At 50.4% G+C, this 17,254-nt stretch carries 17 protein-coding genes; 12 read left to right on the forward strand and 5 right to left on the reverse strand.

The features are described 5' to 3' along the window. Window positions 1–54: 54 nt before the first annotated feature. From CCE91_RS09620 to CCE91_RS09630, 3 genes are all read right to left on the reverse strand, one after another. Window positions 55–1,266 carry an EAL and HDOD domain-containing protein gene (locus CCE91_RS09620; protein WP_086435069.1) on the reverse strand — a complete coding sequence of 404 codons (1,212 nt, stop codon included), beginning with the start codon at window positions 1,264–1,266 and terminating at the stop codon, window positions 55–57. A gap of 5 nt (window positions 1,267–1,271) precedes the next feature. Next, window positions 1,272–2,501 (reverse strand): amidohydrolase, encoded by a 1,230-nt coding sequence (locus CCE91_RS09625; RefSeq protein WP_086435192.1) that lies wholly within the window; start codon window positions 2,499–2,501, stop codon window positions 1,272–1,274. Between the two features lie 131 nt (window positions 2,502–2,632). Then, window positions 2,633–3,343 (reverse strand): TIGR01621 family pseudouridine synthase, encoded by a 711-nt coding sequence (locus CCE91_RS09630; RefSeq protein ID WP_086435070.1) that lies wholly within the window; start codon window positions 3,341–3,343, stop codon window positions 2,633–2,635. A gap of 90 nt (window positions 3,344–3,433) precedes the next feature. On the opposite strand from CCE91_RS09630, the gene trmH reads away from it, so the two are divergent. From trmH to hemB, 12 genes are all read left to right on the forward strand, one after another. Next, window positions 3,434–4,126: a tRNA (guanosine(18)-2'-O)-methyltransferase TrmH gene (trmH, locus tag CCE91_RS09635; protein ID WP_086435071.1), complete on the forward strand. Its 693-nt coding sequence runs from the start codon at window positions 3,434–3,436 to the stop codon at window positions 4,124–4,126. Then, on the forward strand, window positions 4,123–6,234 hold the full coding sequence (gene recG / locus CCE91_RS09640) for an ATP-dependent DNA helicase RecG (protein WP_086435072.1): 2,112 nt from the start codon (window positions 4,123–4,125) through the stop codon (window positions 6,232–6,234). The genes trmH and recG overlap by 4 nt, the downstream gene beginning before the upstream one ends. A gap of 64 nt (window positions 6,235–6,298) precedes the next feature. Continuing rightward, entirely contained in the window at window positions 6,299–7,054 is a 756-nt protein-coding gene (gene ubiE, locus CCE91_RS09645; RefSeq protein WP_086435073.1) for a bifunctional demethylmenaquinone methyltransferase/2-methoxy-6-polyprenyl-1,4-benzoquinol methylase UbiE, read from the forward strand. Continuing rightward, the gene (locus CCE91_RS09650; protein WP_086435074.1) at window positions 7,054–7,662 is read left to right on the forward strand and encodes a ubiquinone biosynthesis accessory factor UbiJ; all 609 of its coding nucleotides are present in this window, start codon (window positions 7,054–7,056) and stop codon (window positions 7,660–7,662) included. Before ubiE ends, CCE91_RS09650 begins: the two co-directional genes overlap by 1 nt. Window position 7,663: 1 nt before the next feature. Continuing rightward, window positions 7,664–9,316, forward strand: a complete 1,653-nt coding sequence (gene ubiB, locus CCE91_RS09655; RefSeq protein ID WP_086435075.1) for a ubiquinone biosynthesis regulatory protein kinase UbiB — start codon at window positions 7,664–7,666, stop codon at window positions 9,314–9,316. Window positions 9,317–9,364: 48 nt separating this feature from the next. After that, entirely contained in the window at window positions 9,365–9,616 is a 252-nt protein-coding gene (tatA, locus tag CCE91_RS09660) for a Sec-independent protein translocase subunit TatA (RefSeq protein WP_086435076.1), read from the forward strand. 5 nt (window positions 9,617–9,621) lie between these two features. After that, window positions 9,622–10,008 carry a Sec-independent protein translocase protein TatB gene (tatB, locus tag CCE91_RS09665; protein WP_086435077.1) on the forward strand — a complete coding sequence of 129 codons (387 nt, stop codon included), beginning with the start codon at window positions 9,622–9,624 and terminating at the stop codon, window positions 10,006–10,008. Continuing rightward, window positions 10,001–10,786: a twin-arginine translocase subunit TatC gene (gene tatC, locus CCE91_RS09670; protein WP_086435078.1), complete on the forward strand. Its 786-nt coding sequence runs from the start codon at window positions 10,001–10,003 to the stop codon at window positions 10,784–10,786. Before tatB ends, tatC begins: the two co-directional genes overlap by 8 nt. A gap of 17 nt (window positions 10,787–10,803) precedes the next feature. Further along, window positions 10,804–11,355 carry a hypothetical protein gene (locus CCE91_RS09675; protein ID WP_086435079.1) on the forward strand — a complete coding sequence of 184 codons (552 nt, stop codon included), beginning with the start codon at window positions 10,804–10,806 and terminating at the stop codon, window positions 11,353–11,355. Continuing rightward, complete coding sequence (locus CCE91_RS09680; protein WP_086435080.1) at window positions 11,355–12,143, forward strand: TatD family hydrolase; 789 nt, start codon at window positions 11,355–11,357, stop codon at window positions 12,141–12,143. Before CCE91_RS09675 ends, CCE91_RS09680 begins: the two co-directional genes overlap by 1 nt. Before the next feature lie 3 nt (window positions 12,144–12,146). Continuing rightward, window positions 12,147–13,967, forward strand: coding sequence for a sensor domain-containing diguanylate cyclase (locus CCE91_RS09685; protein WP_086435081.1), 1,821 nt, complete (start codon window positions 12,147–12,149; stop codon window positions 13,965–13,967). A gap of 20 nt (window positions 13,968–13,987) precedes the next feature. Continuing rightward, entirely contained in the window at window positions 13,988–14,989 is a 1,002-nt protein-coding gene (gene hemB, locus CCE91_RS09690) for a porphobilinogen synthase (protein WP_086435082.1), read from the forward strand. Here hemB and CCE91_RS09695 read toward each other — a convergent pair. Further along, window positions 14,986–15,900 (reverse strand): Ppx/GppA phosphatase family protein, encoded by a 915-nt coding sequence (locus CCE91_RS09695; protein WP_086435083.1) that lies wholly within the window; start codon window positions 15,898–15,900, stop codon window positions 14,986–14,988. The two genes, hemB and CCE91_RS09695, sit on opposite strands and share 4 nt — an antisense overlap. Before the next feature lie 6 nt (window positions 15,901–15,906). Beyond that, window positions 15,907–17,187, reverse strand: a complete 1,281-nt coding sequence (rhlB, locus tag CCE91_RS09700) for an ATP-dependent RNA helicase RhlB (RefSeq protein ID WP_086435084.1) — start codon at window positions 17,185–17,187, stop codon at window positions 15,907–15,909. Between the last annotated feature and the right edge of the window lie 67 nt (window positions 17,188–17,254).

Raw genomic sequence — 17,254 nt, forward strand, 5'->3', positions numbered from 1 at the left:
AAAAAGGCCGCAACAGTTAACTGTTGCGGCCTTTTTAGTTTTATTAAATGGTTGTCAGGCAGCCAGCAATAACCGGCACCACTGACTAGCGTCCAGATACAGCTTGCCTAAGTCCATGTCATTCAGGTTTTGGGCTGACATTAAGGTGTCTACCTTATCCCAGTCGGCTTGCTCGTAAGCTTCAACAATAGCCAGCATGCGACCAATTTTACCTGAGCGCTCGGTTAAGGCTTCGTTCAGCTCCGGGGCTAATGGCAATTTTGCCAAAATGTCATCCAGCGGTTGCTGCAAAATCACATCGATTAAACTCAGCATGCCTACCATAAAGGCTGATGAACCATCGCGGCGTTCTTCCCCGTTTTGTAAAATCAGCTCCATAAAGCGGGCCCGGGTGAGCGACTTAATGTTCAGCTCTTCCGGTTGGTCGTTAGAAATATTCGCCAGAATAACTAACGCCAGGTATTTCTTTACTTCGGCTTCGCCTAAATACGCCAGCGCGTGGCCAATATCCCGTACCTGCGTGCGTAACCCTACTGCCGGGCTATTTACCAGCTTTAATAAGCTATAGGTGAGCGACAGGTCGGCTTGAATAACCTTCGCGAGTTTTTTGAAATCCAGCTCTGCTTTAAATACTTCGCTCATTAAGCTCAGCATGCTGGCTTTTTGCGGGCTTAGCGACTGGCGTTTGATAATTTCCGGACGTTCAAAGAAGAAGCCCTGAAAGAAATCAAAGCCGAGTTCTTTACAGGCATCGAATTCGTCCTGAGTTTCCACGCACTCAGCCAGTAATGGCAAGCCGCGCTCTTTAAACCAGCGTAAGCGTTTTTCTAAATTCAGGCCGTGATCCTGAATATCAATTTTAACCAGATTAATGTTGGGCATGAGCTGTTGCCAGCGATCGGAGAAGTCATGATCGTCCAGCGCAATGCGGTAGCCATGACGCGAGGTGATATCGCAGGCTTTACGTAATTCAGGACTTATGTCGACGGTTTCCAGCAACTCAATCCAAACATTTTTGGAATCCAGGAAATTGGGAAATTTGTGAATAATGGTATTGGAGTGAAAGTTGATAAACGCCTGCTTACCTAAGCAGACGGTATCAATGTCACCAATCAAATGCTGTTGCAGCAACAGCTGAGAAGTGGCTTCGTCCGGATGCAAGTCCGGGAATACATTCTCGTCGCTGTTGCGAAACAACAGTTCGTAGCCATAAACCTGTAAAGAACGATCAAATATAGGTTGTCTGGCTATATAAGAGTAGTGCATGACTGTTAGCCATCCCTGCCGTAATCTAACGCCCAATTGATGTATAAATTGGTGCCCGTTTTCAATGCATCTTCATCTACGTAAAATAACGGAGAATGGTTGCTTGGTGCTTCAGCTGGATTTTCGCCCGGAGGTGTGGCACCTAAGAACACAAACATGCCTGGCACTTCCAGCGCGTAAAACGAGAAGTCTTCGGCACCAGTAATCAGCGGCATTTCAACCACTTTCTCAGCCCCGGCAACAGCTTCTACCGTTGGCAGCATTTTGGTCACCAGATCAACGTCGTTCATGGTAACCGGGTAGCCTTCATTAATGTGCACGTGTGCTTCAGCACCATTAGTAACAGCTGTGCTTTCGGCAGTATGGGTTAGCTTGTCGAAAATCTGCTGACGAATACCCATGTCGAAATTACGAATAGTACCAATTAAGGTTACTTCGTCAGGAATAATGTTGTTACGTACACCGCCTTCAACAATACCGAAGGAAACTACCGCTGGCGCCTTGGTAATGTCTATCTGGCGGCTCACAATAGTTTGGGTGTTATTAATAATCTGTGCGGCCGTTACTATTGGGTCAACGCCGCCCCATGGCCGTGAACCGTGCGTTTGACGACCTTCTACGGTAATTTCAAAGGTGTCTGATGATGCCATTAACGGACCTTTGCGGTAACCAATAACGCCGGTGTTCATGCCTGAGGTAATGTGAATACCAAACGCAGCCTCTGGCTCATACTTGGTAAACAGACCTTCTTTCAGCATCAGTTCAGCGCCGCCTTCTTCACCTTCTGGCGCGCCTTCTTCGGCAGGCTGGAAGATAAACAGAATGTCACCGCGTACGTTTTCACGATTCTCGGTCAGGTACGTAGCCGCACCTAGCAACATGGCAATGTGAGTATCGTGGCCGCAAGCGTGCATCACGCCAACTTCGTTGCCGCGGTACTCTGAGGTTACTTCTGACTTAAACGGAACATCGGTGCGCTCAACCACGGGCAAAGCATCAATATCAGCTCGCATGGCAATGGTTGGGCCTGGTTTGCCACCTTTTAGCAGGGCAACAACACCGGTATGCGCAATGCCGGTTTCAACTTCTAATCCTAAACTTTCCAGGTGCTTGGCAATTTTTTCTGCAGTTTTAAATTCGCGGTTACTCAGTTCTGGGTACTCGTGGAAATCACGTCGCCACTCAATCACCTGCTGCTCAAGTTGACTGGAAACTGATGCTTTGTCCTGCGCCATTGCAGGGCCCGAAAAGGCAAATGCCGAGGTGCTGATAGCAAGTGCAAGAACGCCGAAGCGGCGCGCGATAAGTGGGGTTTTTAGACGTAATCTCATAGTTTTATGTCCTCTTTATGTTACCCCTGAGTATGTCAGGGGTTACTACGATCGGCAATAGCTGGCCATAACAACTGCCATGGTTTGTTAAACTCTGGTTGTTCCAGCACCGAGGCAACCTGTGCAAAGTAGCCGGTGGCTGTTGGTGGTTGCACTAGCTCGATAAGCTCGTTCTGATACTGGAAGCGCAAAGCGTATGCATGTAAGTACAGGCGCTCGGCTTGATCATCAGTAGTGGCTGCACCGTAACGGGTGTCTCCTAAAATAGGTGCGCTAATACTTTTTAAAGCCACCCGCAACTGATGCGTACGCCCGGTAAGCGGGCGCAACATATACCAGCGGTACCCGGGCGTTTCGGGTAAGGCATAACTAAAGAACTGAGTGCAGGCAGGATTGTTCATAGATTTGCTGAGCTTCCAGTTGCCGTTTCTGGCTTTAGCCATATCACCGCGCACCCAGCCTTGTTTCTTTTTCGGTTTACCCGCGGCTACGGCAACATAAAACTTTTCCAGCTGATGCTGTTCGAACAGTTTGCCGAAGTTGGCTGCGGCGTGACCGCTGCGGGCCAGAATCAGTAGTCCGGATGTACCGGCATCTAACCGGTGCACCGGCCACAATTGTTCATCCAGTTGTGCGCTTAGTTGCTGCACCAGACTTTGCTGACCATGCTGGCTGTGCATATGACTGCCTGCGGGCTTATCCACAATAATAAAATCAGCATGCTCAACAAGCACCGGAATTGGCATTTTTTTGCTCCTTGCAGCGGTGACGTGGCTTAGCAAATATCGTTATACTGGCACAACTTTGAAAAATTACACAGGAAATGAAGTTCCGCCATGTCGCCTGAACGTTTTGCGCGAATTAATGCGCTGCTGGACACACGCCAACCTGACTTAACCTTATGTTTAGAGGGTGTGCATAAAAACCATAATTTATCCGCCGTGGTTCGCACTGCCGATGCGGTGGGTGTACATGAGATGCACGCCGTGTGGTTTGATCGCAAAGGCCGGGTAGCCGGCGGCACCGCTATGGGTAGTCAAAACTGGGTGCGGGTGCATCATCATCAGGAACCGACTAGCACTAACACCTTACGTGACCTGCAAGCGCAGGGCATGCAAGTGCTGGTTACGCATTTGTCCGACACCGCAATAGATTTTCGCGAAGTGGACTATACCCGCCCAACCTGTATTGTTATGGGTCAGGAAAAGCATGGTGTTAGCGCAGAGTCTATTGCGGCTGCGGATCATCAAATAGTGATTCCCATGGTCGGCATGGCGCAATCACTCAATGTGTCGGTAGCTGCTGCAGTAGTTTTGTATGAAGCACAGCGTCAGCGCGAATTGGCTGGTATGTACGCGGCACCTCGTTTAAGCGCCGCCGAGCGCCACCGGGTGTTGTTTGAAGGTGGGCATCCGATTTTTGCCAAACTATGTCGGCAAAAAAATATTCCGTATCCGGAGTTAGACGAGCAGGGACAAATTATGGCTGATGAGGCCTGGTGGCAACAAATACGGCTGGCACAAAAATGACCACCAAAGTGACTCAAAGCCAATCCGCTTTTGAGTCGGGTTTGCATAAAATTCCGCTAACCGCCCTGAAAGGCGTTGGCCCTAAAGTGGTGGATAAACTAGCCAAGCTTGGGCTGGTAAGTGTGCAGGACTTATTGCTGCATTTACCTTTGCGTTATGAAGACCGCTCCCGCGTATACCCCATAGCGCAGTTGCAACAAGGCACTTCAGCTACCGTGATTGCCGAAGTGATTAGCGCCGACATTACCTATGGCCGCCGGCGCATGCTGAATGTGAAGGTAAAAGACAACAGCGGTATGCTGACGCTGGTGTTTTTTCAGTTTAGCGCTGCCCAGTTGAAACAATTTACTACGGGGCAGCCATTGTGGGTGTTCGGCGAAGCACGCCGGGGCTTGCAAGGGCCACAAATGGTTCATCCGGAATACAAGAGTTACGACAGCGGTCAGGAAATTCCACTGGAAGACACCTTAATGCCGGTGTATCCCACCACCGATGGTGTGCATCAGGCGACTTTGCGCAAACTCAGTGAACAGGCCTTAACCTTTTTAAACCCCCAGGCATTGCCGGAACTACTGCCCGAGAGCTTACAGCCGCAAGGGTTAAGTTTAGTGGCAGCTATTCAGACTTTGCATCGGCCGCCACTGGATGTGTCGCTGCAGCTGTTGTTGGATGGCAGCCATCCGGCGCAGCAACGCCTTGCTACTGAAGAGCTGTTGGCGCATCAATTAAGTTTGTTGCAACTGCGGGCGCAGAAGCAGTCACATCAGGCCCGCGCGCTGCCGGCTACCGGTCAGTTGCAACAAGAGTTTCTGGCACAGTTACCTTTTAAACCTACCGGTGCTCAGCAACGCGTTATTGCAGAAATACAGCAGGATTTAGCCTTGCCTATGCCCATGATGCGGCTGGTGCAGGGCGATGTAGGCTCGGGCAAAACCTTAGTGGCCGCACTGAGCGCCTTAACTGCTATTGCTCAGGGCTATCAGGTGGCGTTAATGGCACCTACCGAATTACTGGCTGAACAGCACGCACTCACCTTCCGGCAATGGTTCGAACCCCTTGGCATACAAGTGGGGTGGTTGGCCGGGCGGCAAAAAGGCAAAGCGCGGGAACAGGCGCTGGCTGCTATTAAAGCCGGTGACGTGCAACTGATTGTGGGCACCCACGCGTTGTTTCAGGCCGAAGTGCACTATCAGCAACTGGTGTTGGTGATTATTGATGAGCAACACCGATTTGGCGTGCACCAACGGCTGGAGTTGCGCGAAAAAGGCGTAGAGCAAGGCTTTCAGCCGCATCAGCTAATTATGACGGCAACCCCAATTCCGCGCACGCTGGCTATGACCGCCTACGCCGATTTAGCGACTTCAGTGATTGACGAACTTCCGCCTGGGCGTACGCCGGTAACCACAGTTGCCATTCCCGATACCCGGCGCGATCAGGTGATTGACCGGGTGCGCGAGGTTTGTGTAAATGACAAACGCCAGGCTTACTGGGTGTGTACCTTAATTGAGGAGTCTGAAGCCTTGCAGTGCCAGGCTGCCGAAGACACTGCCACCACCTTGCAGGAACTGCTACCTGAGTTGAAAGTAGGTTTGGTGCATGGCCGCCTGAAAAGCGCCGAAAAAGAAGCGGTGATGCAGGCATTTAAAGCCAATGAACTGAACTTATTAGTCGCCACTACGGTAATAGAGGTAGGCGTGGATGTGCCCAACGCCAGCTTGATGATTATTGAAAACCCCGAACGGCTGGGACTGGCGCAGTTGCATCAGTTGCGCGGCCGGGTTGGGCGTGGCGCGGTGGTCAGTCATTGTGTGTTGTTGTATCACGCACCTTTGTCAAAAACCGCCACCCAACGTCTGGGTGTGCTGCGTGACAGCAACGATGGCTTCGTGATAGCGCAGCGTGATTTGGAACTGCGCGGGCCGGGCGAGTTACTGGGCCAGCGACAAACCGGTTTAACCGAAATGAAAGTAGCGGATTTAGTTAAACACGCCGACTTATTGCCGCAGGTACAAATCTTGGCACAACAGCTGTGGAGTGACTATCCACAGCAGTCACAAGCCTTAATAGAACGCTGGCTGCCACGCCGCGATATCTACGCTCAGGCATAGGCAAAGCGCCTATCTTAAAGTACACTAACAGCAAGTAAAAAAGCTCACGACCACGGGATTCAGCATGACAGACAAAGCCTCCGATACGATTGATTTTGGCTATAAAAAAGTAGCTAAAAATGCCAAGCAAGGGCTGGTTGCCGATGTGTTTCATTCGGTGGCGGGCAAGTATGACGTTATGAACGACGTGATGTCATTTGGTATTCATCGTTTATGGAAGCGCTACACCATTGACTGCAGCGGCGTTCGTGCCGGTCAGAAGGTGTTGGATATTGCCGGTGGTACGGGTGACTTAACTGAGCAGTTCTCGCGTCGGGTAGGTCCACAGGGCGAAGTGGTGCTGGCCGACATTAACAACTCGATGCTGAGTGTGGGCCGTGACCGTTTACGCAATCGCGGCATCGTTGGCAACGTGAGCTATGTGCAGGCCAACGCCGAAGAATTACCATTTGCTGATGACACTTTCGATATTATTACGATTGCCTTTGGGCTGCGTAACGTTACCGATAAAAGTAAAGCGCTGGCCTCTATGCTGCGCGTGCTCAAGCCAGGTGGGCGATTATTGGTATTGGAGTTTTCCAAGCCAACCCACGAAATGTTAAATCAGGCCTACGATTTCTACTCCTTCAATGTACTGCCGAAAATGGGTCAGTTGATAGCGGGCGACGCCGACAGCTATCAGTATCTGGCCGAATCTATTCGCATGCATCCGGATCAGGACACCCTGAAAGGCATGATGGAAGCGGTGGGTTTTGAGCAGGTCAGTTACGATAATTTAACCGGCGGTATAGTGGCACTGCATCGGGGATACAAGTTCTGATGCGATTGTTAAGCCTGGTTCCACTGCTGCTAATTGAACGCTGCCTGAACGACTTGCTGGCCTTAGATGACGCCAGCGATGAACGTTTGCAAAGCTTGCAGGGCAAGCGTTTACGGGTAGAGCTGGAAGAACTGGGCCAACCGCTGACGGCAGCAGTACACGGTCGCCAAGTGGTGTTATCAAGCGCCGATACTGATGCGGTCGATTGCACTATTCGCACCCGCCTGGCGGTACTACCTGAATTGCAGGACACCGCCAACATTACCCGCTTGATTAAAGCCGATGCGCTGGATATTGACGGTGACATTATGCTGGCACAACAATTCAGCCAGTTATTTTTGCAGCTGGATATTGATTGGGAAACCCAACTGGCCCAGCGTATTGGCGACGTTCCCGCGCACTGGCTTGGTAGTGTATTTAAACGCAGCCAAAGCTGGCTGAAACAGCAAACCAAAGATCAGCAGCAGTGGTTGCAGGAAGTCTTAGTTGAAGAAAAGCGAGTGCTGGTGGGTAAAACTGAATTCGATATCGTTAAAACACAGCTGCAGGAATTGCGGGCCCGGATAGATCGTCTTGAGCGCCGCTGGCGCGAGCAGGAATCGTCTTAACATGCGCATACAACGGCTCTACCAAATAACCAAAACCTTTTTGAATTACGGCCTGGATGACTTGGTGCCGGCGCGCTGGCTGCCCTGGTCGGTTCGTATTGGTCGGCATTTGCTGTTTTGGTTAGGCAACAAGCATAAAGAGAAACCACCTGGCGCGCGCTTGCGGTTGGCGCTGGAGTCGCTGGGTCCGGTGTGGGTGAAGTTCGGGCAAATGCTATCAACCCGGCGCGATTTGCTGCCGCCAGATGTCGCCTTAGAATTAGCGATGTTGCAGGACAAAGTGAAGCCGTTCCCCGGCGATCAGGCGCAAAAAATTATTGAGCAGGCACTGGGTCTTCTTACGATTAAAGAAGCTTTTGCCGACTTTGACCAAACGCCACTGGCGTCAGCGTCAATTGCCCAGGTACACACCGGCGTACTGACCGACGTTAAGGGTATTGAGCGCGAAATCATAGTGAAGGTGATACGCCCTGATATCCGTAAAACCATAGATGCTGACTTAAGCTTAATGGAAACGCTGGCGCAGGTGCTGGCGCGGCATTTACCCGACGGACGTCGCTTAAAGCCGCGTGAAGTGGTGAAAGAATATCGTAAAACCCTGCTGGACGAGTTGAACCTGGCGCGAGAAGCAGCCAATGCTATTCAGTTGCGCCGTAACTTTGAAGGCTCGAAACTGCTCTATATTCCGGTGGTGTACAGCGATTACAGCCGTGAAAATGTGATGGTGATGGAGCGCATTCACGGTATTCCAATTAGTGATGTAGACACCTTGCGCGCCAACGGCGTTGACATGAAATTACTGGCTGAGCGAGGTGTTGAAGTATTTTTTACACAAGTTTTTCGCGACAGCTTCTTTCATGCCGACATGCATCCGGGCAATATTTTTGTGTCCCCTGATAATCCCGATGACCCGCAATATATCGGCATAGATTTCGGTATTGTTGGTACTTTGAACCGTGACGATAAACGTTATTTGGCCGAGAATTTTCTGGCGTTTTTTAATCGCGATTATCGCAAGGTTGCCGAGTTGCACGTGGACTCAGGCTGGGTGCCCGCGCATACCAATATTGAAGATTTTGAGTCGGCCATCCGCACTGTGTGTGAACCTATATTCCAAAAACCACTGGCAGATATTTCATTCGGTCATGTGTTGGTAAACTTGTTCAATACCGCCCGGCGCTTCGAAATGGAAGTGCAGCCGCAACTGGTATTGTTGCAAAAAACCTTGCTGTATGTGGAGGGCTTAGGCCGGCAGTTGTATCCGCAGTTAGATTTGTGGAAAACCGCGAAGCCTTATCTGGAAAGCTGGATGCATGAACAAATTGGCTGGCGTAAGGTGTTAAGTTCGGTCAAAGAACATGCGCCCTATTGGGCCGAGAAACTACCAGAAGTACCGACCTTGTTGTACGACACGCTGCATCATCAACGCAGTTTTCAGCAACAGCAGGTGAGTTTAATTAAACAGTTAACAGAGCAACAGGAACGCGCGGCAACCAGTCGCTGGTGGACGCTATTGGCTGGCGCTATGCTAGTAAGTGCTACCCTGTTATTTGTGCATTTAAAACCCTGGTGGCCGGCCGCAATAGCCTTGGGTTTAACCGCTGGTTTCGCCTGGCAAGGTTTTCGCAGCCGCCCGGATTCGAGCAAAAAATAACTAGCTCACAGCAGTGAGCACTTTTACATCATTATAGGAAGCAGAACTATGGGCATAAGCATTTGGCAACTCCTGATTGTGTTGGCAATTATTGTCTTATTGTTTGGAACCAAAAGGTTGCGCAATATTGGCGGTGATTTAGGCAATGCTGTGAAAGGTTTTAAGAAAACCATGCAGGATGACGAAAAAGACCCCAAAGCGCAGGACGACAAAGCTGAATTGCAAGATTCAACGCAACACAAAGAAGATGCGTCTGAAACTGACAAAAAATCAGCTAGCCGCAGCAACAAGGATAGCTAACAGCTATGTTTGAGTTGGGTTTTTGGGAGCTGCTGCTCATTGCGATTATTGGTCTGCTGGTGCTGGGCCCCGAGCGCTTGCCCGGTGCGCTGCGATCGCTGCAGCGCATGATTAGTAATGTGCGTGGTTATGCCGGCAAAATGCAGGCGGAGCTAAATCATGAGCTGCGCATTAAAGAGCTGCATGAGCACCTACAAAAAGCCGAGCAACTGGATGCCGACAAACTAAGCCCTGAGCTGCAACGCTCCATGGCCGAACTCCGTCAGGCTGCGGCGCAGGTTCAGCGGCCTTATGCGGCAACCGATGCTAGTAAGACCGAACCGGTAGACAACACCAATAAAACCAGCACGGATTCAGTGTCTAAGCCAACGAAAGACAACTCGCATGAGTGATTCTCCGCTACTTGATCACCTGTTGGAGTTACGGCGTCGGCTATTGCGGTCGGTGCTGGCCATAGTGCTGGTATTTGCCGCTTTGGCTGCATTCGCCAATGATATCTACGAACTGCTGGCAGAGCCGATGCTGGCTAACTTGCCGGTCGGTTCCAGCATGATTGCTACCGATGTCGCGGCGCCGTTTTTAACCCCATTTAAATTAACCCTGGTGGTTGCCATAGTTGTGGTGGTGCCTTATTTGCTGTGGCAAGTTTGGGCCTTTATTGCGCCGGGTTTATATAAACGTGAAAAGCGCCTGGCCGCGCCGTTATTAATTAGCAGCACACTATTATTTTACGGTGGCATTGCCTTTGCCTATTTTGTGGTGCTGCCGTTGGCGCTTGGCTTCTTAACCGGAGCCGCACCCGAAGGCGTGGCTATTGCCACTGACATTTCCCGTTATTTAGATTTTGTCCTAGCCATTTTTCTGGCTTTTGGGGTGGCGTTTGAAGTTCCGGTAGTCATTATTTTACTCTGTTGGAGCGGCGTTACTACGCCGGACCGCTTGCGTAAAAAACGGCCCTACATTATTGTAAGTGCCTTCGTTTTGGGTATGTTTTTAACGCCCCCGGATGTGATTTCTCAAACACTGCTGGCCATACCTATGTGGTTGCTGTTTGAACTTGGCTTGCTCATGGCAGGTCTATATGTAGCTAAACAAGATGTTGCCGATGACGATGTTGCTAATGACAACGTCGGCAATGACAACAACAACCAAAAACAATCACCGAAATAATAAGCAGGTAAGCATTCATGAAGAACCTTGTCGTTATCTCCACATTTGTCGTTGTGCTGGCGGGTATTTCTCATAGCACTAAGGCGCAAGCGCAGTCGGTAGACCCGGAGCAACTTGCTGCTTGTGCTGCTATTGGCAACTCATTAAAGCGTTTAGTTTGCTATGACGAGGTTGTCACTGGCTCAGGTGTTGCCACTGTTGCATCGCAAGGTGCGTCAAATAGTGCAACAACGGGCGCAGCCCGAGCTGAACAAGCCTCACAAGGGCGTTCGCAACGCGGTGGCAAATCAGAGCGCGCCGACGGACGCAATTTGGAAGAAGAGTTTGGTAAAGCGGTAGAGGTTGAACGCCTGAAACGTTTGGATGTTGAAATTGCCAGTAAGAAACAAACCCCGCGTGGCCAGTGGATTATTACTCTGGAAAACGGTCAGGTGTGGAAGCAAACTGACTATCGCAAGCATGTATTACCAACTGAAGCGAGTTACTTTATTGAGGCTGGCGTAAGCACCAACTTTTTCCTGGGCCGTAAGGGCTCCAACAGCCGTGTTAGCGTTGAACGGATCGAGTAATGCCCTGGTTTGATGCCGGCGTTAATCTTACTAACAGCAGCTTTGCCGATAACCATGAACAGGTGTTGGAACGAGCTGCTGCAGCCGGTGTTACCCGCATGGTGGTTATTGGAACCTGCCTGCAAAGTAGTCGGGAAGCCATTCAGTTAGCCGAGCGGTACCCGCAGCAACTGGTAGCCACAGTGGGCGTTCATCCGCATGATGCAGCAGGTGTTAGCGACAATTATATAGCTGAACTTCGCGAGTTAGCCGCCCACCCGTTAGTGCGCGCTATTGGTGAATGCGGGCTTGATTTTAATCGCAACTATTCGCCGCCGGAACAACAACTTCGCGTGTTTCGTGAGCAACTTGAATTGGCGGCACAATTACAGCTTCCCGTGTACTTGCACGAACGCGATGCGCTAACCCAGCAGTTGCAGTTACTCAGCGAGTTTGCCGATAAAATTCCACGTTTATTAACGCATTGTTTTACCGCTGGTCGCGAAGCACTTGAAAAATACCTTCAGCTAGGGTGTTATATCGGTATCACCGGTTGGATTTGCGATGAACGCAGAGGCGATGAACTCAGGCAAGCCGTTAAACATATTCCGGCAGACAGGCTATTGCTGGAAACTGACGCCCCTTTTTTGTTGCCACGAACATTAAAACCAAAACCGAAGTCCCGTGTGAACGAGCCTGCTCATATACCCCATATTGCGGGTGTGGTGGCGGCTTTACGAGAGCAGCCAGTAGCAGAATTAGAACAACAATGCTGGCATAACAGCCTGACTTTTTTTGGCACGGAATAGCGCATGACTAAAATCATTGTAGCTGTATATATACTGCTGTTAGGGATGTTCAGCAGCGCCACAGCGCTTGCGCAAGAGCCCTACGAACCAGTTCTGTATTATCAGATTGCCAATGGTGACTCGAGTTTTGCCGAGGTTCAGCAACAATCAATGCAGCGCTGGCGTTCCACCAATGGTGAAGCCTCTTTCGGTTACACCAGCGATATCTATTGGTTCCGTTTTGCCGTGCCTGCCTCCGCACAGGCCCGGGTCATGAATATTAGCTATCCACTGTTAGATCAGGTGGATATTTATATTATGTCGGAAGACGGCTTGATGCGGGAATATCAAGTTGGCGATAAAAAACCGTTTTCCGAACGTCCGGTTAAACATAAAGACTTCGTTATTCCTCTACCAACCTCGGAACCTCTGACTATTTTCATGCGCGTAGAAACCAGCAGTTCGCTGCGGGTTCCGGTAGCTATTTGGCCGCATGCTGAGTTTTTGGAAGGGCAGTCAACGGGCAGTATGGCCGCTGGTTTGTATTACGGCGTGGTTATTTGCATGGCCGTTTATAACCTGTTTGGTTTTTTCGTGTCGCGTGAGCGCAGCTTCTTAACCTACTCTTGCTATACCATTTTTATTGGTCTGTTAATGGCTAGTCTGGACGGTAGTGGTTATCGTTATATCTGGTCCGAATCTATTTGGTTGCAAGACAAAGCCATCCCATTTTTTGGCGCTATGGTATTTATGTTGGCAGCTATTTTTACCAGTCAACTATTGAGTTTAAAAGAGCATAGTCGCCGGCTTAATTTAGGGTTGGCTACAGTGGCCGGCGTGTTCGCCTTAATGTTTGTGGTGAACTTGTTTTTACCGTACGCCATAGTGATTAAAATGCTGTTAGCACTGGCGGTGCCTGGCTGTTTATTCCTGCTTGGCACAGGTATTTATTTGTGGCGTCGTGGCCATGTGTACGCGCGGGTGTTCACCCTGGCCTGGGCAACCTTGCTACTGGCTATTATTACCAATTCGTTGGGTTATCTTGGTTTAATCGACGGCTTCTTTATTCAGCGTTACGCCATCATGATAGGTTCAGGCATTGAGATACTGTTGCTGAGCTGGGTGCTGGCTATTCGTTATACTGAAGAGCGGCGGCAGAAACTGGTGGCTCAGTCGGAAGCTTTGCAACGCGCTGAAGAAATGCAGGTTGCGCAGGAAGAACAAAACGAGCAGCTGGAAGAGAAGGTGGCCGAGCGCACCTTCGAACTTGAAATTGCCATGCGAGAATTGCAGGAAGCGAACGCCGAGTTAGAGCAGAAGAGCAGTGAAGATGCGCTTACCGGAATTTATAATCGACGCTTCCTGAATCGGCAGTTGGAAACTGAATTCCGCCGTAGTTACCGACAGCAAAGTTCACTGTCGATGGTGATGCTGGACATTGATCACTTTAAGCCGGTGAACGATACCCATGGCCATTTGGTGGGCGATCAAATTTTAGTGCAGTTGGCTGAGTTGTTGAAACGCCAACTGCGCCGTGCCAGCGATACTTTGTGCCGCTACGGTGGCGAAGAATTTGCCATTTTATTGCCGAATACCGATTTAGAAGGTGCTGAGGCTATTGCCCGGCATCTGTCCGAGGCTGTACGTAATCATAGCTTTGATACCGAGGCAGGACCTATTCAAATTACCGTGAGTATGGGTGTAGCCGAAGCCCGGCCCTGTGACTTTGCGGTGGCCGAGCAATTGTTAGCGCATGCCGATAAAGCTTTATACAAAGCTAAAAATAGTGGCCGGGATCAAGTGTGCCCAGCGCCGACTGAGCGAGTAGCAGTCGCATCCGAGTAGTTATTTTTCAGGAGTAGTACATGCATAGTTTTAGTCAGTTCCCATATCGTCGCTTACGCCGCCTCAGAGCCCACGATTTTAGTCGTCGGTTAGTGTCGGAGAATCAGCTAACGGTGAATGATCTGATTTACCCTATGTTTGTTTTAGACGGTGAGAATCAGCGTGAGAGCGTTCCTTCCATGCCGGGCGTTGAGCGTCTATCCATAGATTTGCTGGTGCAGGAGTGCGCTGAGTTGGTTGAGCTGGGAATTCCTGCTATTGCTTTGTTCCCGGTTACTCCGGCTGCGGCGAAGTCATTGACCGCCGAGGCCGCCTGGGACAGCAATGGCATTGCTCAGCGCGCCGTTCGCGCCATTAAAGCCAAATTCCCGCAGTTAGGTGTGATTACCGATGTCGCCCTGGACCCATTTACCAGTCATGGCCAGGACGGCATTCTGGACGATCACGGCTATGTGCAAAATGATATTACGACCGAAGCCCTGGTGAAGCAGGCGTTGTCTCATGCTGAGGCCGGGGCTGATGTGGTAGCGCCCTCAGACATGATGGATGGACGCATTGGTGCCATTCGTGAAGCCTTAGAAGATGCCGGGCACGTGAACGTACAAATTATGGCGTACTCGGCCAAGTATGCGTCAGCCTATTATGGCCCATTCCGTGATGCGGTCGGTTCTGCCGGTAACTTGAAAGGTGCTGATAAGAAAACCTACCAGATGGATCCGGCTAACAGTAATGAAGCCCTGCACGAAATTGCGCTGGATATAGACGAAGGTGCCGACATGGTGATGGTGAAACCTGGCATGCCATATCTGGATATAGTGCGCCGGGTGAAGGACGAGTTTAAAGTACCTACGTTCGCGTATCAGGTAAGTGGTGAGTACGCCATGCATCAGGCGGCTATTGCCAATGGCTGGTTAGGTGAAGCGGTTATTATGGAATCTTTGCTGGCATTTAAACGGGCGGGAGCCGATGGCATTCTGACTTACTTTGCCAAGTACGCAGCTCAGCAACTAAAACAAGGTTAAGCCTTTTGAGTGTTCACCAACTCACGCAGTAACCCCTCACGTAAGGCGCCGGTGGCAATACTGGCGCTGCTTATTTTAAGCTCACGATATAACCCCAGCAAAATACAAATACCGCCCATAAATACCGCGCGGCGGTCTTCCCGTAGCCCTTTAAACTTCAAATTTGCAACGGTTTCACAGGCAATGCACTCAGCCATTATGTCTTCTAGAAAATCGGCGCCAATAGCAGGCGTCTGCCCCCGGGCCACTAAAATTTCATGCAGGGCTTTAAAGGTTCCGGAGGCGCCCATCACATGGCGCCAGCTGTGTTCTTTCAGTTTTTTGCTATAGGGTTGCACCTGCTGGCGGGCGGCGGCAATGGCGGAGTCACAGTTAGTACGGGTGATTTTGCCGGAGCCAAAGTAGTGATTTTGATAAATCACGCAACCCATATCTAAACTGTGCAGCAAATTGGCTTGCTGGCCTTTACCGGCGATAACTTCGGTACTGGCGCCGCCAATATCAATAACCAGTTGTTTGGCGCGTGGTTGCTGCTGCCAGGTGGCACCCTGATAAATAAGCGCCGCTTCGCGCTCACCGGGAATCACCTGAATGGCACAGCCTAACGCCTGGCTAAACCGCGCCATAATTTCATCACTATTGGTAGCTTTGCGAAGTGTTGCTGTGGCAACCGCGCGAATATGTTCAGGGGGAATGTTTTTGAGGTAGTCGGAAAAGTCGTACAGGCAAGATAAGCCACGTTCAATAGCTTCTTCGCTCAGTTGCATAGTTTCATTGAGGCCATTGGCTAAGCGGACTTTTTCGCGGGAGCGATAAACAATGTCCGCTTTACCACGGCGAGCCCTTGCCAGCAGCAAATGAAAGCTGTTCGAGCCTAAATCAATTGCTGCATACAAAGGACCACTGTGCATGGCAGGTTAGTTACGACGCGGTCGTTGTTGCCGTTGGCCACCCTGGCCACCGCTGCGACCACGACCACCGCCCTGGCGCTGATTGCGACGACGTTGTGGTGGACGCGGTGTTTTCACATCAGTTAGCAATGCGGCTGGGTCGTACTTAGTTACCGGAATACTGTGACCAATGTATTCTTCAATGGCCGGCAAATTGTAAACGTATTCTTCGCAGGCCAGGTTTATAGCGGCGCCTGAAGCACCGGCACGACCGGTACGGCCAATGCGGTGAACGTAGTCTTCAAAGTCATCCGGTAAGTCGTAGTTATACACATGACTTACTTCCGGAATGTGCAGTCCGCGTGCCGCAACATCGGTGGCTACCAAAAAGTCGAGCGTACCGTCGGTAAACTCATCCAGAATTTTTAACCGCTTACGCTGTGGTACATCGCCGGTTAACAACCCAACCCGATGGCCGTCTGCTTCTAACCACTGGAACACTCGCTCACAAGAATGCTTAGTGTTCGCGAAAATAATGGCCTTTTCCGGCCAGTCTTCTTCAATCAGCGTTAGCAACAACTTAATTTTGTCTTGCTTGGACGGGTAGAACAGCTCTTCGGAAATTTGTGCACCGGTTTTTTGCAGCGGTTCTACTTCAATTTTGGTGGGCGAGTTCATGTGCTCGTAGGCCAGTTCCTGCACGCGTTGTGACAGCGTTGCGGAAAACAGCAAACTTTGGCGCTGTTTCGGCGCAGGCATTTTTTCCAGCATGTAGCGGATATCTTTTATGAAGCCTAAATCGAACATGCGATCGGCTTCGTCTAATACCACAACTTCAATTTTATCAAGCGGATATAAACCCTGCTTGTAGTAATCAATAAGGCGGCCAGTGGTTCCAACCAAAATATCAACACCAGCTTCTAACGCTTGCCGTTGACTTTCGTAACCCTCGCCTCCATATATAATACCGACACGGAAATCGCAGGCTTTTGCCAGCGGGGCAGCATCATTTGCGATCTGAATCGCAAGCTCTCGCGTAGGAGCCATGATTAAAGCACGAGGTACGCGCTTTTCATCGGTGGCAGGCTTCGCCAGCAATTGGTTGAAAGTGGATACCAGAAAGGCCATTGTTTTGCCTGTACCCGTTTGGGCTTGTCCGGCAACATCGTTGCCCGCCAATGCCACAGGCAGGCTTAAAGCCTGTATTGGGGTACATTGTTCAAAACCGACACTTTGCAGTGCTGTTAATACCTGCGGGTGCAGGCCGAGATCGGCAAAGCGTGTCTCTGTAAGATGTGTTTTACTCATGGCGTAAGCATATCAGTTTGCGCTAACATTCAAAAACAGAAATAATAAGGTTTTTATTATTTCACGC

The sequence above is a fragment of the Pseudidiomarina planktonica genome (assembly GCF_900177775.1).
Taxonomy (GTDB): Bacteria; Pseudomonadota; Gammaproteobacteria; order Enterobacterales; family Alteromonadaceae; genus Pseudidiomarina; species Pseudidiomarina planktonica.

What these genes read in the sequence shown, in the direction of transcription:
- CCE91_RS09620 (WP_086435069.1), bottom strand. Translation starts at nt 1,266, where the DNA reads ATGCACTACTCTTATATAGCCAGACAACCTATATTTGATCGTTCTTTA.
- CCE91_RS09625 (WP_086435192.1), bottom strand. Translation starts at nt 2,501, where the DNA reads ATGGCGCAGGACAAAGCATCAGTTTCCAGTCAACTTGAGCAGCAGGTG.
- CCE91_RS09630 (WP_086435070.1), bottom strand. Translation starts at nt 3,343, where the DNA reads ATGCCAATTCCGGTGCTTGTTGAGCATGCTGATTTTATTATTGTGGAT.
- trmH (WP_086435071.1), top strand. Translation starts at nt 3,434, where the DNA reads ATGTCGCCTGAACGTTTTGCGCGAATTAATGCGCTGCTGGACACACGC.
- recG (WP_086435072.1), top strand. Translation starts at nt 4,123, where the DNA reads ATGACCACCAAAGTGACTCAAAGCCAATCCGCTTTTGAGTCGGGTTTG.
- ubiE (WP_086435073.1), top strand. Translation starts at nt 6,299, where the DNA reads ATGACAGACAAAGCCTCCGATACGATTGATTTTGGCTATAAAAAAGTA.
- CCE91_RS09650 (WP_086435074.1), top strand. Translation starts at nt 7,054, where the DNA reads ATGCGATTGTTAAGCCTGGTTCCACTGCTGCTAATTGAACGCTGCCTG.
- ubiB (WP_086435075.1), top strand. Translation starts at nt 7,664, where the DNA reads ATGCGCATACAACGGCTCTACCAAATAACCAAAACCTTTTTGAATTAC.
- tatA (WP_086435076.1), top strand. Translation starts at nt 9,365, where the DNA reads ATGGGCATAAGCATTTGGCAACTCCTGATTGTGTTGGCAATTATTGTC.
- tatB (WP_086435077.1), top strand. Translation starts at nt 9,622, where the DNA reads ATGTTTGAGTTGGGTTTTTGGGAGCTGCTGCTCATTGCGATTATTGGT.
- tatC (WP_086435078.1), top strand. Translation starts at nt 10,001, where the DNA reads ATGAGTGATTCTCCGCTACTTGATCACCTGTTGGAGTTACGGCGTCGG.
- CCE91_RS09675 (WP_086435079.1), top strand. Translation starts at nt 10,804, where the DNA reads ATGAAGAACCTTGTCGTTATCTCCACATTTGTCGTTGTGCTGGCGGGT.
- CCE91_RS09680 (WP_086435080.1), top strand. Translation starts at nt 11,355, where the DNA reads ATGCCCTGGTTTGATGCCGGCGTTAATCTTACTAACAGCAGCTTTGCC.
- CCE91_RS09685 (WP_086435081.1), top strand. Translation starts at nt 12,147, where the DNA reads ATGACTAAAATCATTGTAGCTGTATATATACTGCTGTTAGGGATGTTC.
- hemB (WP_086435082.1), top strand. Translation starts at nt 13,988, where the DNA reads ATGCATAGTTTTAGTCAGTTCCCATATCGTCGCTTACGCCGCCTCAGA.
- CCE91_RS09695 (WP_086435083.1), bottom strand. Translation starts at nt 15,900, where the DNA reads ATGCACAGTGGTCCTTTGTATGCAGCAATTGATTTAGGCTCGAACAGC.
- rhlB (WP_086435084.1), bottom strand. Translation starts at nt 17,187, where the DNA reads ATGAGTAAAACACATCTTACAGAGACACGCTTTGCCGATCTCGGCCTG.